This window comes from Spirosoma oryzicola (assembly GCF_021233055.1).
GTDB lineage: Bacteria > Bacteroidota > Bacteroidia > Cytophagales > Spirosomataceae > Spirosoma > Spirosoma oryzicola.
Genome location: NZ_CP089538.1, coordinates 2,685,883 through 2,702,314, shown reverse-complemented (window position 1 = coordinate 2,702,314; position 16,432 = coordinate 2,685,883). Strand labels below are relative to the sequence as shown.

Sequence of the window (16,432 nt, the reverse complement as noted above, 5' to 3'; positions counted from 1 at the left end):
AAAAGCCTGATTGAGTCAATCAGGCTTTTTCGTTGTAGAAATCTTCTTCAGGGATTCGGATACCCGATATGTTTACTCCGCATCCCTGACACCACACCTCAATGCTTGTTCCGCGACATTCGGAGCAAGGTACCGGGCTGGCTACCCAACTGTAAAGCAGCGAATCACTCGCATCGTCGATATAGCCATTGTCGCATAAATTCGAACAATGTCGCCACCAGGTTTGCTCATGCCCACACACCGGGCAGGGCGTCCCATTCAATTCAGCGTTGTGCATGACCTAATTCAAAAAGGTTTAGCAAAGACCAATTCAGGAATAGTGTAGGTGGTAGGCGTTCTGAAAAACCAGAACATTGGTTACAAGGAAGTGTCGTATAAACGACTCAAAAGAAGAAGCTAATCGACTAGGAATGCTTCGGACAACGCAGCCAAAGACGCTGGGTGACCATCTGCACGCAAAGTATATACAAATGTACAAAAAAGGCTTATACTGCTAAACTTTTATAGAAAGAAAAAAGACAGGCTACCATTCGTGAGGAATAGCACACAGCCGTTGTTGTGCACAGTAATTTCCTAACCGCAACGGAGAGAGTTTAAGTAGCGCTTTGCGAAAAGCCGAACTTGATTAATCCAATCGCCAGCAACACAGCGATAAACCCGCAAACCAGTGCTTTGATACTAGCCAGAATACGTTCGCGCATGTCTGATCTAGCCTGAATTGCTTCGTGAACGTAATTGGCGACCAAGCACAATTGGCATATAATACTTATGCCAATTAGATAATCCTTCATATTTACGCAAATAAATACTAAATCAACATTTTATTATTAAAACAATCTTCATATAAACAAAATAAACGACTTTACTCCCTTAAAACATGTAATCAACCTACACTGAAGGCCTAGCACTACTACCTAATTAGTGACTGATACACCTCCAGATACTGCCTTGCCGTTTTATCCCAGCTAAAGCGGTTGGCGTGCTCTATGATGGAATTCGCCATGTTCGATCGCTTGTAAGCCTGCATCCCTTGTTGGTACACCGCCTGGACGGTGCTGGCGTCGAAATCAGGAAAGTAAAATGCCGCATCTCCGCCCACTTCCGGTAGCGACGTAAGCCGGGAAAGAAACACCGGTTTTCCGAATTGCATCGCTTCGATCACGGGTAAACCGAAACCCTCGGCAAGCGACGGATGCAGAAAAGCGTTGCAGTTCTTTAAGTACCAGATTTTATCGTCTTCCGAAACCGTACCGGGCAGGTGTAATCGATTCTCAACCCCCATCTGCTGAGCCGTTTCGTGCATCATGGTTACGTACTGCGGGTCATCGTGGCGGCCCAGAATAATCATTTCCAGGTCGGGATTGGCTTGTAACAAAGGCAACAGAACGTGGTAATTCTTCTTACTGTTCAGGTATCCGATGCCCAGCAAAAACGCCCGGTCAGGTTTATACGCTACGGGCTTATCTACCGACGCCGTTTTCTTGTTGAGGCCATTGTAAATAACATGAATAGGTTTGTTGCCGACAGAGCAATGAGACAGCACATCACCTTTCGTAAACTCTGAAATACAGACGATTGCATCGCTTCGATTGATCAATGATTGGGTACGAGCAAGGCTTTTCTGCTGGTAAGTATCGGACTTACCTTCGTGTAACATGTTTAAATCATGGATCGTTAGCACTACCTTTATGGCGGGATACAACCTTTTGTTGGGCACAATCCGTCCGGATTGGAACGGTGCGTGCCAGACCTGACAGCCCCGCAGAAACGGTTTAACGAGTTTATGCCACTTCTGTTCTACCAGATGATAGGGTTCCCAGGGAAGGGTAAGTTTCTTCCTGGGCGGAATATACATCTGCATAAAGGGCTGATTTTCTTCAGCGAGTAGTTTATTGACGTGTTCTCCCAGGTTTTGGCAGTACTGAAACAGGCCGGAGTGAGGGAACTTCATTAACTCGCAATCAAGAATAATTCGGGACATAAAGCAGAGAAATAAGCAGGGGGAGTACCCCAGAATCGCATTTTTTGATTTTGTGCAACATTAGTCACCATTCGCAGGTATTATTCACGGCGGAGCAACGAGTCGCTCCAACCTTTACCTCGCTTTCGGTATCCTAGTAAAAACAGGGGTCCATGTTCGCATGAAACCGTTGTAGTGTGAGGTTAACTTTTTTATCGATGGTGCGTTTTAGTTCTTCTGGAACAATTATACAACCTTGTGAGACTATTGTGTTATGATTCGTATTATATTCGATTGCGAGAGAATGAAGTACGTTAACACAGGACTGTACTACTATTGCCTTAATCTGGGCAAAGCCATTCTGCAAAACAAAAGCCAAGAGCATATATCCTTATTTATCCCTGAGCATGTCCGCTCGACGCTTGATCCTTCGTTGCCCTACATTGCTCAGCATTCGCTACAGAAGTTCTTTATGCCTTCGCTGAGCAAGTTTGACATCTGGCACAGCACGTATCAGAGTTCGCAGTATCTGCCCCGCAGGAACAAGAAGATAAAGGTGCTGCTGACGATTCATGATCTCAACTTTCTGCACGAAGATAAGACCGAGCAGAAAAAAGCGCGCTGTCTGGCTTATCTCCAACAGAACATTGACCGGAGCGATGCGATAGTCTGCATATCTGAGTTCAGCAAAAAGGACGTACTAACGCACTGCGACACCAAAGGAAAACCAGTTCATGTGATCTATAATGGCACCAACGGTTTGCCTACGCCCGAACTGGAGGCCAAATCGTACCGGCCCACTGATCCTTTCCTGTTTAACATTGGGGTGATCGCCCGGAAAAAGAACCAGCACCGCATTCTGCCGCTGCTGCAATCCAACCCACGCCTGGAACTGGTACTGGCCGGTCGGCATGAGGATAAAGACTACGCCCGTTTTCTGCGACAACACGCGTCTGACCTAAACGTAGAAGACCGAATGCACTTGGTCGATGAGATCACGGAAGGCGAAAAATCGTGGTATTACCATAACTGTCAGGCGGTAGTAATGCCGTCGCTGGCCGAAGGTTTTGGCCTGCCCGTGACCGAAGCTATGTCGGTTGGTAAGCCGGTATTTCTTTCCCGGCATACGGCCCTGCCCGAAATAGGAAAAGACATGGCGTTTTACTTTCACGATTTCGAAAACATGCACGACGATTTCGCGGCTGGTATGCGGCAGTACAAGAATGCGGGCAGCCAGATGAAAGAAGCCATGAAGGCATACAGTGCAACGTTTAACTGGGAAGATTCGGCCCGGAAGTACATTGACGTATACCGCTCGTTGGCTGAATAAGCTGAAATTAGCGTCAATCTTGCTATCTTAGCAGTTATGTCACATTAACGTCAACGAATGAAGATTTATAAACGGCTAATGGTGTATGCCAAGCCTTATGGAAAGTTCATTGTCCCCTTCTTTATCTTCACCATTATTAGTGTATTTTTCAACGTCTTTCAGTTTGCGTTGATCATACCTCTGCTCAATTTTTTGTTTGACCCCATCAACACAGGCGACGCCACAAAATATGCGTCGATGCCTGCGTTTCGGTTTGATCCTACTTACTTTAAAGACGCGTTTTACCACCTGATCTACAATTTCAAGACGACCAACCCGGTTTATGCCCTTTATTTTCTGGCGGGTATGATTGTAGTGGCGGTGGTGATGACCAATCTGTTCCGGTTTCTGGCGCAACGATGCCTGCTCAGCACCCGAACCTTGCTGGTGAAGCGCCTTCGGGAAGCACTGTTCGAAAAAATTAACCACCTGCATCTGGGTTACTTTACCAAAGAGCATAAAGGCGATCTACTGTCCCGGCTCAACGGCGACGTATACGCGATTGAAGGCGTAGCAAGCAGCTCCATCGAAGTTATCTTTAAAGAGCCGTACATGTTTATCGGTTACTTTATAGCGCTGTTTACCATTTCGACCCAGCTAACGTTTTTTACGCTGATCATCATTCCGATTTCTGCCGTTGGTATAGCCGCTGTAACCAAGAAACTTAAAAAAGAAGCGCAGGACGTGCAGTCGTCGATGGGGCGGATGCTCACGCTCATGGATGAGACGTTGCTCGGTATGCGCATCATCCGGTCGTTTAACGCGACGTCCTTTGTACTGAAACGGTTCAGTATCGAAAACGATTTTTACCGGAGAGCCAGTTTAGAAGGGTTTAAGCGCCGGGAACTGGCTCCAGCCTTTTCTGAAGCTTCCGGCGTATTTGTGGTAGCCTGTATTCTCGTCTACGGGGGAAGTCTGGTCCTGAACAGCGAAAGCAATTTACAGGCTAGTTCGTTTATTGCGTTTATCGCTATCTTTTCGCAGGTCATCCGTCCGGCCAAAGCCATCGTTGTTGCCCTGACCAATATTCAGCAGGGACAAGCCGCCGGTGAACGCATTCTTGAACTTCTCGACAAGCCAATCGAAATCCTGGATAAGCCCAATGCCCAGGCGATGGAACCCTTTCGTCGGGATATTATCTTTGAAAACGTTAGCTTCCAGTACGGCGACAAACCGGTTCTGAAAAACATTGATCTTCGCATTGCAAAAGGCAAGAAAATTGCACTGGTCGGTCCGTCAGGCGTCGGAAAATCGACCATTGCCGATCTGATCCCCCGGTTTTACGAAGCAACGCAGGGTAGCGTCAAAATCGATGGCATCGACGTACGCGAGTACACGATGGAATCGTTGCGGGCGCAGATGAGCTTTGTCACGCAGGAAATCATTCTGTTCAACGACACAATCTTCAACAACATCGCTCTCGGAAAACCGGATGCCCGTCTGGAAGACGTTATCGAAGCGGCCAAAATAGCCAATGCCCATGATTTCATCATGAATACGGAAGATGGCTATAATACCAATATCGGCGACCGGGGTATTCGACTGAGTGGCGGTCAGCGTCAACGGCTGAGCATTGCCCGTGCGGTATTCAAAAAGCCGTCGATTCTTATTCTCGACGAAGCAACGTCAGCCTTGGATATTGAATCTGAAAAATCCGTTCAGGAGGCACTGGACAACCTGATGGAAGGACGCACGACCCTGGTCATTGCTCACCGGCTCAGCACCATCAAAGAAGCTGATGAGATCCTGATTATGGAAGGGGGCGAGATTATCGAACGTGGTAATCACTACGACCTCATCAGCAACAAAGACAGCATTTACCGGCGGCTTAATACCATGCACGAAGTACTTCAATAACGGTACTACCGCCCGTTCGCTACGTAATTTACGGCTTTATCAAACTTAGCAAGCACGGCACTCCAGGTGTAATATTGCTGGACGTAAGAACGGGCGTTATCAGCCATTGCGGTTGTGTCCTGCGTCAGGACCTGGTTAATAGCCTGTTCGAACTGATCGTAATTCTGGTACGAATAGCCAGCCTGACTGCCTTCAATGTGATCACGAAGTACGGCACAATCGGCATTGGCAATGACAGGAATGCCCACCGCGAAGCTTTCCAGCGTGACCATCGACAAGCTTTCGTAAGGCGATGGCATAATCAACGCTTTTGCCCCTGCTAACAAGGATGCTTTCGTCGGTTCGTCCACGAATCCGGCAGCGATGAAATCAGGATGTTCGGGTATGGGCATAAACGACTGACCAACCAGCACCAGCTTTAGCGACGAGGGATTTGCTTGTTTGTACCGCATAAACATCTCGAACAAGGCATCACAGCCTTTCGCCACATCGATCCGGCCAATGTACAGTACGTAGTCGGCTGCTGTCCCTAGCAGTTCCGCTACGGATTTGTCCGAGACAACCGTAGCCGGTTCGATACCGACGCCAACGACATCGTTGTAGATCGCGTCGTTCTGAAACTGCCGGTTGACGAACGTTTTCTCGGCGGGGGTCAGGAACAGGATAGCGCGCGGCTTCTTAAATAGCGGACGAAAGAGCGGCAAATAGATTGGCGGTTCATCGTGCGCGGTCGGAATAAAAATTGATTTCTTGGGGGCTACATTCAGCCCGGCAATCGTAGGATAATACAGGTAGGTAATGAAGATCATTGCATCGTACTGCTGATGGTTTTTCTTCAGATAGTCAATCAGGTCAGGCGTGTACGGCCCCTGGTATTTTGGCCACAACCGGCTATAGCGACGAACCGTTTTCCCAACGAGCGCACGAGCCCACATTTTTAGCCAACCGAATCCCTCCCACTCCTCGGGTCGCGACCACTTTTTGAGTTTGTGCTCGATGCGTGATGATTGTTTCACCTGCCGCTCGTACTCCGTAGCAAACCGGTGAACGCGAACATCATTGATCATGACGGTTTCCGGCTGATACCAGTTGGCCCAGGTGACGTATTCTAATGCGCAGCTGGTCAACACATCGACTTCATACGTTTTGGCCAGCCGTTCGGCCATTATACGGCAGTAATATTCGGCACCACCATTAACTTCGACTCCATAACGCTGAACAATAAATGCAATTTTTTTCATATATTGATTATAACGAATTCTAAAAACCGTACGGCCTCCTGGAGCAGTCGGTGTATAGGGAGAAACAAACGACACCCTAGTATAACGGGCGGTTGAACGGCTATCCAAACAGCCTTGAACACGTTATTTGCCTTACTTTTTACGAGGACCGCCACTGTCTAATCTGTCTCAAAAGTACGTCATCCGTGATTCGAAATTTCATTTTGAACGAAATTAGCCGCTGAATTACTCCTGATCTAAGTCAAGCCCAGATCCTCTGCCTGAGATCGACCATCTATCCTGAGTAAGCCGTCAACATTGCTAACGCCGAAACGTTATGATGCTATGTTTAAATCGACAGCATAGCTATTTATCAAACACCGTAGCCGTATAAAAAATAGTGGATCACAAATAAGGAAAAAGGCATTAAGTACAAACGTACGGATCGCTTTATACGATGATATTGCAGAGCCGAACAGGATGATTTGTTGGCTAGTCGTTTATACACGCCATTCATGGATATACGGTTCTACTTCATTGGTTTAGCAGCCATCAGTCAACTGGGTATGAGTCTGGTCAACATCCAGCACGCGTTCGGCAACCAGACGACCCGACGCGACCGTATTCACCACGCGCTAATAGCCTGCTCGTACGGTGGACTAGCCGTAGCTCTCGTAGCTGGTCTAATGCTATACGGCTTACCAGTGCGGGAATGACGTTTATTTACCCTTATCTTTCGGTCAGGGCGTTTCAATCACGCCTGTGCGGCTCTAAAATTTTCCTACCAGTAGCCGTTTAATCACAACGCTCAAACCGTCGTTGAAGAATCTTTCTGCGCTATCAACACCGGTCGTAATTGATAGATAGCAGGAAAAGCTAGGATTACTCAACGTTTATGCGGTGATCCACGCACGATTTAGAAAGCATATCCGTTGGAGTCTTTGTGTACTATTGACATAAAGACTTTACTGCATGCCAGCCCCAAGAAAATATCCTATTCGTATTGTCGTAGACGGACAACCTGTCCAGGTCAAATCAATAGGTGGAAAGTTATTTTGCTCTAAGAAGTTTGTGTATCAGGCGGAGTATGATGACTCCGGCCATTTGACAGGAAAGATCATTAAGGCGCTAAATAACCCTTGTTCCGCTTCTTGATAAAGCAATCAGTCAACGTTCTTCTAGTGCGCTCTCGGTAAAGATAACCGCTTAGTAGCCTTGCTCGCACTTCGCTAGTTCTTTTCAACAATTTCGCGGATAAGTCCTATACACGTCGTTACGAAACCAGTAGTTGGCCGCTCCTTACAAAGTCGTTTATTGTTGATAAACGACTTTGTAAGGAGCGGTTGTTTTTATGAACCTTAGCCTCTAGAACGAGTCTTTACGCTGTATCGACTGGCCGGACTAACAGCCATCCAAGCACGGATTGTACAGCGTTATAGGACTGGGAAAATCGTCGCTATGCTTCTGAACAAGGTAATGCCTTATCTTGTCAAGCCAACTTGGTAAGAGCGGCAATGCACTCAAGACGTTTCAAACGAGACAAGCTTACCATGCATGACTAAATAGCCCCGTTTAATTCGCGTAATCTGTATGGCAAAATCTGTCCCGGTCTATAAACTAGCGTCATTTCCCCGCCACGAACCTAACGCACCGTTTTACATGACCCGGCTGGAGAAGCTGGTCCAGGAATTCAAACGGATTGGCGATTCGCATTCGCACACGTTTTACCTGATGATGTGGATCACGCACGGAAGCGGAACTCATACCATCGACTTCAAGACCCACGAAGTCAAACCTTTCCAGCTTTATTTTCTCACGCCGGGGCAAGTGCACAGTTGGCAGTTATCAGCCGATATTCAAGGCTATGACCTGTTTTTTGAAGCTAATTTCCTGCGTAGCCGCTTTGGCAACCGACTGCACGAGTACCCTTTTTACCACTCCCACCAACATCAGCCGCTCCTGAACGTAACGGACCAACGAAAGCTGGTGGGTGATTTGTTTACGCATGCCTGGGACGAGTATGACCAGCATCAGGCAAACCGGTCCGATGTGTTTTTGTCCTATCTGCATCTGATGCTAGAAACGGCTAATCGAATTTACAACCAGCAGTGGCCGGGAGCCGATACATTGTTTTATGACCACATCCGTCAATACGAAGATTTGCTGGAACATCAATTTCTGACGGTTCGTGAAGTCAACGAGTACGCAGCCCAGATGAATTTGTCGCCTAATTACCTGAATCACATCTGCAAAAGTGTACTTGGTAAGACGGCCAGCCAGTTGTTGTACGAACGCCTGATCGTTGAAGCTCAACGCTTGTTAACGCATACCAATCAATCGGTCAAGGAGATTGCTTTCCGATTAGGCTTTGAAGACCCTTCCTACTTCGTCCGGTTTTTCAAAAAACACACGCGGCAAACGCCCGCCGAGTTTCGCCAAAACGCATCGATCCATCGTTGATTTGTACCATACTTGGCTTGGTTTGTCTTTTTAGTAAACCGGGCCTGTACCTACCTTTGTGACATAGAAACCCGTTTAAAAAACAGGTTTATCGAACCCTAAACGTTCCATGTCATGTCAACTCATAGTCGTATATACAGCATCTTATTCAATAAATGTCCTCGCTGCCAGGAGGGTGACTTCTTTGTCACAAAAAGCGCCTTTAGCCGTCATTTCGACCAGATGCACGAGCGTTGCCCCCACTGTGGCGAGAACTTTATGCCTGAACCCGGATTTTATTGGGCGTCCATGTTCGTTAGTTATGCGCTTTTCACCCTCTGGATCCTACTGACCTTCTTTGTAGCGGTGAGCTGGCTTAACGTTGATCTTGATTACTATTTGATGGGACTGATTCCTTCCATCATTTTGCTCACACCCTATTTCTTCCGATTGGCGCGCCGAACCTGGCTAGCTCTGTTCGTATCCCCCAAACCTGTTCACAAACCTATATAATAAGGAAATAATCTACCGATCTGGTTGATAATCGATCAAAAACAAACTAGGTACCCGCTTCGCGAAGCGGGTACCTAGTTTGTTTTAATAGCCGCCTGTCTTGCCAGATAAAGAAGATTGAGCAGACCTTACATCCACGCTATCTATTTTTCATCGGCACGATCATGCATTAGCGCATCGATTGATTAATGATAAATTGGCTCTTGTGTAGTCAGCTCTATTCTTGACTACCTAAGGCATTTCTTCAGGTTTTGACAGTAACCCGGCCATTATCCCAAAAGCGCCTATCGCTAGGAATGTGTTTCGCGCGCGCGTATTGTTTGCAAAGCCAAATAGCCAGGGAGCCGATGCCGCCAGTACGCCAACAGCCGTATCAGCAGCCAGATGCGCCTTAAAGGGTAATGCTTTGACAAGACCCCATTCAGCACGTGTGAACAAGCTCGACGCGAGAATACTGCCGCTTAAAACCCGAGTTAATGTAACGGCCGTTGGTTCGTTCTCGAAGCTAGCCAGCACGGGGGCAGCTGCTACCAGTGGTATGTAGCTATAATCCGTGAAGCCGTGTTGCTTGCGGGTGATTGGTTTTTCCATACAATTTTAGCTTTACGAAGCGTTCCACGAACATCTGATGAAACGCTCTTAGACGATGATTTACCATATTGGTAAACCGATGGCTACCTAAGCAGTTTGAACAAGTAAGGCTGTGGGTAAGCCTAAGAAGTCGCTGATGACGTAACTTTATGGGGTTTCATCAATACAAAAGCGAACTCCTGTCTGCGCTTCCTCGTAAACCTGATACGACTACCGGAAAACACAGATAGGAGTCCGCTTTTAGGCTAGCTATTGCCAACTCCGCTACAAGAGTTTGTCAATCTGGATTGGCAAATCCCGCACGCGCTTGCCGGTAGCGTGGTAGATGGCATTGGCAACGGCGGCTGGCATACCAACAATACCGATCTCCCCCAACCCTTTGACGCCTAATGGGTTAACAATCGTATCCACTTCATCGACGAAAATTACGTCCAGGTCGTGAATATCGGCGTTGACCGCTACGTGGTATTCGGCGAGGTTATGATTCATAAAGCGCCCAAACCGATGATCAACAGCGCTTTCTTCTTCCAAAGCCTTACTGATACCCCACACCATACCACCGATAATCTGACTACGCGCCGTTTTCGGATTCAGGATACGTCCCCCAGCCACAGCGGTTACGGCTCTGGTAACTTTCACGGCTCCGAGGTCTTCGTCCACCTGCACCTCAACGAACACCGCCGAGTGAGTGCTACGGGTGTATTTACGTTGTTCTAGCAAATTAGGCAGTGATGTGGCCGTTTCTGAGACGGCCCGACCATTGTTCTGATCGACAATAGCCTGCAACGAAACCGCTACCGACGGGTCGCTTTTCAACCGAAGGTGTTTGTCCGCAAATTCGATTTGCTCGTGCTTCACATCGGCAAACGGCGAATTGGGCATTTTTTTCGCTAGCTTAAACAGCTTCTTGCCTAGTTCTTCGCAGACGTTCTTCACGGCAGAGCCTACAGTGGCAGCGGTCCAGGACCCTCCCGAAATCGGAGCAAACGGCATCTCGGAATCACCCAGTTTGAAAAACACATCCTCCACGGGCATCCCTAACGTTTCGGCTGCAATTTGCGTCATGATCGTGTACGTTCCGGTACCGATATCCGCCGAAGCACTGCTGACGCGTAGTCTGCCGTTGACCGTTAGTACTGCTTCCGCACGAGCGGGCATCTGGTTAGAATCCCAAATCCCCGTAGCCATTCCCCACCCGATCAGGTTATGTCCCTTGCGCATGGAGCGGGGTTGTGGATTGCGGTCGGACCAGCCAAACCGTTCGGCACCTTGCAGAAAGCAGGCCCGTAGTTCCTTACTGGAATAAGGCCGATCCTCGTTCATGTCTTTTTCGGTATAGTTTTTTAACCGAAACTCCAGCGGATCGATCCCGATCTTATAGGCTAATTCATCGATAGCTACTTCAAGGGCTGCCATGCCTGTCACACCACCGGGTGCCCGCATATCGAGGGGGCTATTGAAATCAAGCGAAACCAGTTTGTAGTCAAGCGTGACATTCTCGACCGGGTACAACATACCACCCCAGTTAACGACCACTTCCGTATAGTCTTCAAACTGCGATGTTTCGCCGAAGGCCTGATGGTATAACGCATTGAGCTTACCATCTTTCGAACCACCAAGCGCGATGTTCTGAACCGTTGCCGGACGGTGACCAAACGTAAACATTTGCTGGCGCGTCAACGAAACGCGTACTGAACGCTGCAAGTCACGCGCGGCCATAACCGCAAAAAACAACTGATACTGGGGCCGCAACCCCGACCCAAAGCCCCCGCCCATGAACGGAGAAATGACTCGTACATCATCCGAAGAAAGACCAAATACCTGGGTTACGTACATCTTGCTGTTCGTCGCTCCCTGGGTTTTGTCATAGATGGTCAGCTTTCCGTCTTTTTCGTAGACAACCGTCGAGCCAAACAGCTCCATCGGGTTGTGGTGCTCAACGGCGTGGACGTAGCTCTCGGCAACTTTTGCGTCGGAACTGCTGTAAGCACCATCAAAGTCGCCCCGTGGTTTTGGCGGTGGTGGTTTCAACAAGGACGCAACACCAACAGATGGCTTGTGTGCTTTGGACAAATGAGCCTCTAGATCGGTGTTGTGTTCTTCTGTTTCGTATTGAACCTGGATCAGGCCAGCCGCATAGCGCGCTAATTCAAACGTCTCAGCCACGACCAGCGCTATCGGCTGACCGCTGTACTTGATGGTCGCATCTTCCAGAGGGCGAAACGGTGAGCCCGGTGGCGCGTCCTGATCTTTGTAACTGATATCGAACCAGGCGGTATGTGGTCGGTTCTCGTGCGTAAACACCTTTAAAACACCGTCCAGCTTTAGTGCTTCGCTATCGTCAATACTGGTGATTTTACCTTTGGCTATAGCACTCGAGATAACATAACCGTAGGTCAACTCCGGCACATTATATTCGGCAGCATATTTGGCACTTCCTGTTACTTTTGCCCGACCATCAACACGGCTGAGGGGCTTTCCAATTGCATTGCTCATAGGATTATGTTCAGTCGGTTGGTTCCTGTTTGGCGGCAATACCGAGCGCTCGGACAATCGCTCGTTTCGCCATTTCGATCTTGAAGGTATTGTGGCCGAACCCTTTCGCTCCTTCCAGCAACGCTTCGGCCACCAGGTGGTAGTTTTCTTTCGTTGCGGACTTGCCAATCAGTAAGGCTTCGGCTTCGGGTTTGCGCCAGGGCTTGTGGGCTACTCCTCCCAACGCTATCCGAGCATCTGTGATTGTATCGCCATCCATTTCCAGCGCTGCCGCTACCGATACAAGCGCAAATGCATACGACGCCCGGTCCCGTAATTTAAGGTAGGCGTGGTTTTCCGAGAATCCTTTGGCGGGTAGATCAATCGCCGTTACGATTTCACCAGACTTCAACGTATTATCGTACTGCGGTTCGTCGCCGGGCAACCGGTGAAAGTCAGCAATGGGAACGGTACGTTCGCCGTTTGGCCCTTTGATGCGTATGGTTGCGTCAAGAGCAGCCAGTGCTACGCACATATCCGAAGGGTGGGTCGCAATGCACGCATCGCTCGTTCCTAGAATTGCGTGGATGCGGTTGTAGCCTCCGATAGCACCGCATCCTGAACCCGGCTCACGCTTATTACACGGCATGGCTACATCATAGAAATAGTAGCAGCGCGTACGCTGGAACAAATTGCCACCATTCGTAGCCATATTGCGCAGCTGGGGCGAAGCACCCGCCAGGATAGCCTGCGACAACAGCGGGTAACGTTGTTCGACCAATGGATGATATGCCGTATCGGCATTGGTGACCAGCGCTCCGAGCCGTAACGAACCCTCTTCCGCTTCTTCAATGGTCGATAGAGGGAGCCGATTGATATCAACCAGTCGGTCGGGCCGCTCGACGTTTTCCTTCATCAAGTCAAGCAGGTTCGTACCTCCGGCAATGAACTTGGCGAGCGGATCAGCGACTAGTTCATCCACGGCAGTATCAACCTCCTGCGGACGAGCATAGGTGAAATAATTCATAGGTTAGATGGATTTAGCGGGTTCAGGGGATAAAGCTGCGGCACTTTTCTGGTTTTGATTGTCTATACCCATTACATCGCTGATTGCATCAACGATATGTGGGTAGGCTCCGCAGCGACAGATGTTGCCACTCATCAACTCCTGAATATCAGCGGTCGTTTTTGCCCGCCCTTCGCTGATCAGCCCCACCGCCGAACAAATCTGACCGGGCGTACAATAGCCACATTGAAAGGCATCATGGTCAATGAACGCCTGTTGCAGCGGATGTAGTGTCTCGGCGTCGGCTATCCCTTCAATTGTGGTAATTGCGTGGTCGTCGTGCATAACGGCCAGCGTCAGGCACGAGTTTACTCGCTTTCCTTCGACGAGCACCGTACAGGCACCGCACTGGCCGTGGTCGCAGCCTTTTTTCGTTCCCGTCAGGTTGCAATACTCACGCAAAGCATCGAGCAGTGAAGTCCAGGGGGCAATATTGATTTCTTTTTTCTCGCCATTAATCGTCAGAGTCACAGGTTTAGTCTCAATCTTGGAGACACCCGTGCGCGACAACGGTTCAGGAGCTAGTACTGTCGACATAGAGACGTAGGTTGGTTAGGCCATTGATATACCTTATTTTACCAAACAACCGACGTTTTGTTCACTCATATAGTAGAGTATTACTGTGTGGCTGTTATTTTCAGTCAGCGCCCCGCAAATAAACCCCTAACTATCAGATAATTAACTAAAATAAATACCCACCGTTTACAGCATTAATACTGTGAACGGTGGGTAGTATAATTGAGTAATAAGTGTTTATTTATTCGTTGCTACTTGCTTCCTGCTGTTCGTTCTTTGTGGCAAAAGAGACGAAAGGAAACCATGAGTAGACAGAACAACGGGTCATTTTTGTGCTTCATCATGACCGTGCTGAACGTCCTGCACCGAAGGGCAAGCGGAATCGCTTCGTCGGACTAACCGATAAGTCAATACACAGCCGTGTCAAAGAGGTCTCTCACTTTGTCTCTGGTGCGTTTAAGGCGCATCTTGACGGCACTCTCCGTAAGTTGATAACGAGTCGCTAACTCTTTTATGGACAGGTTTTGCTCGTACCGAAGGCGCAGAAAATAGACTTCCTCGGCGGGCAGACGACTGAGAACGATTTCCAAATTATGCAACTGGGCCTCTGTAGATTCCAGAGGGTCTGTTTCAGCAAGATTATCGGCAACAATTTGGGTTAGATTCTCGCTTTGGAAGCGTTTTTCCAGCCGAATCCGGTCTAAGCAGTAATTATGAGCAATTGAATATAGCCAGGTTGAGGCAGCTGACCGGTTCTTAAATGTGTCAAGTTTTGCCCAAACCTTAAGAAAAATATCCTGCGTATAATCGTGTGCAGCGATAGAATCTTTAGTCATGGTAAGGCATTTACTGTATACTTTACCAACGTAATTGGTATATAATTCTTCAAACAAAAACTCTTCACTATGCTTTGACGGCTGAGGAGCCGAATACCTGGACGTGGATAATTTTTGTTTCATAACTAACCCAGAACTTACAAGCGTAAAGTCTAAATTTAGTAGAAAACCAGGCGTGTTCATATAATGAATCCGTCAATTGAGTATAGGGAGGATATATACCTTTTTGCCCAGCGGTAACTATAAAAAGTACTAAATCACCGCCTAGAAGACTAGATCGGTAGCTTTTATGGAGTCTAATTTTATTTTCTATAAAATTAGCGCACTTAACTTCTGCCCTTAAATTAATGGTAACAGTAAAAAATTTATTATTCGGCAGGGTTAAATTAATCAAATAAGTGATCGGTTATCGTAAGAAGCAGGGACGAACGGATGATGCATACACGAATTTAATCTGCTTACGAGCGGAAGTGAGTCTGTTCAACAAACGATGCGCTGGCTTGGTAAACCATTTACCGGAAAATGCTTTTAAACTGTATATAACCTCACCAAAAGGTACCTTGATACGTCTTACAGAAAGCGCGACGGTAGTAGCTAGTTAACAAATCTTCGCCCTTCCAGTTAGTTGACAGAAGCGAAGTGATTTGTTTTCTCTTATTTTAAAACAAGACCGTAACGATACCAGCGGTATAAAGCGCAGTAATCAGTAGTACCGATAGCCAAGTAATTACATTGGTAAGATCGATCGATGATTTCTTATTGGTCATCATTGTAAAATTTTTGTAGATCGCTAGAATGTAAACATCCAGTCGGCCTGGGTAGGATGCATCGCTAAGCGAACCATGTAAATAGCCGTGATAATCAACGCGACTAACCAGGCCAGGGTACTTAGGGAATCAAACAAAAGGGTGAAGCGAACTCGGTTCATTGTATATACTGTGATCGACTTAAGATTGAGGCTTTGGGACGAAGGAACGCAAAAAGGTCACTCTTCAGTTGTCGCTTTGGCGGACAGAGACGCTATAAGTCGGTATAGCTAGCCTCTTCTGATCGAGAGGCAGACAGAACTTTCGGTGTGTAGGTTATTCGGCTAAACTTCTTTTTCAAACCAGATTCCGGGTAAGCTCACCGTATTATACCAGTACATTTTTAACTGGCTCATGTACTCTTTCCAGTCCGCATAGCTGTATGGCTTAGCCGTAAATGAAGCGGCTCCTAATTCGTATGCCTGCCGAATTTGATCTGGTGATTCGGTGGCCGAAAGCATAACCACCGGCACTAAACGTCCCTGAGGGTGTTCGCGTAATAAGGATAAAAACCCCAGCCCCTCGCCGTGGCTATGTAGATTAACATCCAGCAAGACTAGCTTCGGCCCTTTTCCTTCTAGATTTTCGAGGTAGCTGACCGCATTTTCGAAGCTACCGACAGGCATAAATGTCGCTTCAGGAAAGCTACTTGTAGCCGCAATCTGTAGTATCTCAGCAACAGCAGGGTCGTCGTCGACGAGTAAGATAGGAAATTGGTAAGCCATGCTTGTTGCATAACACGAAGCGTTCCCGAGCAATTTGTCCGTTAACAAACTGGCGCAGG

At 47.9% G+C, this 16,432-nt stretch carries 15 protein-coding genes; 5 read left to right on the top strand and 10 right to left on the bottom strand.

Annotation, left to right across the window (positions count from 1 at the left end; genetic code table 11):
- Positions 1 to 19 precede the first annotated feature (19 nt).
- Both LQ777_RS11445 and LQ777_RS11440 read right to left on the bottom strand, forming a co-directional pair.
- On the bottom strand, positions 20 to 277 hold the full coding sequence (locus tag LQ777_RS11445; protein WP_232562655.1) for a hypothetical protein: 258 nt from the start codon (positions 275 to 277) through the stop codon (positions 20 to 22).
- A gap of 633 nt (positions 278 to 910) precedes the next feature.
- Positions 911 to 1,981, bottom strand: a complete 1,071-nt coding sequence (locus LQ777_RS11440; protein WP_232562654.1) for a glycosyltransferase family 4 protein — start codon at positions 1,979 to 1,981, stop codon at positions 911 to 913.
- Positions 1,982 to 2,264: 283 nt separating this feature from the next.
- Between LQ777_RS11440 and LQ777_RS11435 the strand changes: the two genes are divergently transcribed.
- Entirely contained in the window at positions 2,265 to 3,290 is a 1,026-nt protein-coding gene (locus LQ777_RS11435) for a glycosyltransferase family 4 protein (RefSeq protein WP_232562653.1), read from the top strand.
- 57 nt (positions 3,291 to 3,347) lie between these two features.
- Positions 3,348 to 5,186 carry an ABC transporter ATP-binding protein gene (locus LQ777_RS11430; protein ID WP_232562652.1) on the top strand — a complete coding sequence of 613 codons (1,839 nt, stop codon included), beginning with the start codon at positions 3,348 to 3,350 and terminating at the stop codon, positions 5,184 to 5,186.
- A gap of 5 nt (positions 5,187 to 5,191) precedes the next feature.
- On the opposite strand, the gene LQ777_RS11425 is transcribed toward LQ777_RS11430, so the two are convergent.
- Positions 5,192 to 6,427 carry a glycosyltransferase family 4 protein gene (locus tag LQ777_RS11425; protein ID WP_232562651.1) on the bottom strand — a complete coding sequence of 412 codons (1,236 nt, stop codon included), beginning with the start codon at positions 6,425 to 6,427 and terminating at the stop codon, positions 5,192 to 5,194.
- 494 nt (positions 6,428 to 6,921) lie between these two features.
- On the opposite strand from LQ777_RS11425, the gene LQ777_RS11420 reads away from it, so the two are divergent.
- From LQ777_RS11420 to LQ777_RS11410, 3 genes are all read left to right on the top strand, one after another.
- On the top strand, positions 6,922 to 7,122 hold the full coding sequence (locus LQ777_RS11420; protein WP_232562650.1) for a hypothetical protein: 201 nt from the start codon (positions 6,922 to 6,924) through the stop codon (positions 7,120 to 7,122).
- Between the two features lie 874 nt (positions 7,123 to 7,996).
- Positions 7,997 to 8,866, top strand: coding sequence for a helix-turn-helix domain-containing protein (locus tag LQ777_RS11415; RefSeq protein ID WP_232562649.1), 870 nt, complete (start codon positions 7,997 to 7,999; stop codon positions 8,864 to 8,866).
- A gap of 114 nt (positions 8,867 to 8,980) precedes the next feature.
- Positions 8,981 to 9,358 carry a DUF983 domain-containing protein gene (locus tag LQ777_RS11410; protein WP_232562648.1) on the top strand — a complete coding sequence of 126 codons (378 nt, stop codon included), beginning with the start codon at positions 8,981 to 8,983 and terminating at the stop codon, positions 9,356 to 9,358.
- A 231-nt stretch (positions 9,359 to 9,589) separates the two neighbouring features.
- On the opposite strand, the gene LQ777_RS11405 is transcribed toward LQ777_RS11410, so the two are convergent.
- The 7 genes from LQ777_RS11405 to LQ777_RS11375 all read right to left on the bottom strand — a co-directional run bounded on the left by LQ777_RS11405 (position 9,590) and on the right by LQ777_RS11375 (position 16,373).
- Positions 9,590 to 9,949 (bottom strand): SPW repeat domain-containing protein, encoded by a 360-nt coding sequence (locus LQ777_RS11405; protein ID WP_232562647.1) that lies wholly within the window; start codon positions 9,947 to 9,949, stop codon positions 9,590 to 9,592.
- A 264-nt stretch (positions 9,950 to 10,213) separates the two neighbouring features.
- Entirely contained in the window at positions 10,214 to 12,445 is a 2,232-nt protein-coding gene (locus tag LQ777_RS11400) for a xanthine dehydrogenase family protein molybdopterin-binding subunit (RefSeq protein ID WP_232562646.1), read from the bottom strand.
- Between the two features lie 10 nt (positions 12,446 to 12,455).
- A complete protein-coding gene (locus LQ777_RS11395; protein ID WP_232562645.1) occupies positions 12,456 to 13,451 on the bottom strand; it encodes an FAD binding domain-containing protein in 996 nt (331 codons plus the stop codon).
- Between the two features lie 3 nt (positions 13,452 to 13,454).
- On the bottom strand, positions 13,455 to 14,027 hold the full coding sequence (locus tag LQ777_RS11390) for a (2Fe-2S)-binding protein (protein ID WP_232562644.1): 573 nt from the start codon (positions 14,025 to 14,027) through the stop codon (positions 13,455 to 13,457).
- 386 nt (positions 14,028 to 14,413) lie between these two features.
- Complete coding sequence (locus tag LQ777_RS11385) at positions 14,414 to 14,965, bottom strand: RNA polymerase sigma factor (RefSeq protein WP_232562643.1); 552 nt, start codon at positions 14,963 to 14,965, stop codon at positions 14,414 to 14,416.
- 667 nt (positions 14,966 to 15,632) lie between these two features.
- Positions 15,633 to 15,770 (bottom strand): hypothetical protein, encoded by a 138-nt coding sequence (locus tag LQ777_RS11380; RefSeq protein WP_232562642.1) that lies wholly within the window; start codon positions 15,768 to 15,770, stop codon positions 15,633 to 15,635.
- A gap of 162 nt (positions 15,771 to 15,932) precedes the next feature.
- Positions 15,933 to 16,373: a response regulator gene (locus LQ777_RS11375; protein WP_232562641.1), complete on the bottom strand. Its 441-nt coding sequence runs from the start codon at positions 16,371 to 16,373 to the stop codon at positions 15,933 to 15,935.
- Positions 16,374 to 16,432: the final 59 nt, after the last annotated feature.